This window comes from Halalkalibacter sp. APA_J-10(15) (assembly GCF_023017105.1).
Taxonomy (GTDB): Bacteria; Bacillota; Bacilli; order Bacillales; family Bacillaceae_D; genus Halalkalibacter.
Genome location: NZ_JALKEV010000114.1, coordinates 1 through 206 on the forward strand (window position 1 = coordinate 1; position 206 = coordinate 206).

Annotated in this window: 1 pseudogene; it reads right to left on the reverse strand. The window is 47.1% G+C overall.

What is annotated here, in order from left to right:
* A pseudogene (locus MW695_RS22490) lies at positions 1 to 206 on the reverse strand (transposase); the annotation flags it as partial.

Here is a 206-nt window from a genome sequence, read left to right on the forward strand (position 1 = left end):
CAGACCGTAGACAAAACGGCTTTGAGATATGACTCTCAAAGCCGTTTTTGTATTTTTCGTATGGTTTTCCGGCGATGGCACTGTCGGTTTGGTGTTCCTCCAGTGCCATGTCGCCAGTTTTTTCAGGTTCATAGCAGCAAAAACAAGCATCGCCTGCATTGAATTTTTTTCGAGCCCCTTCAGGTTCGTCCAACGCAGTCCATGCT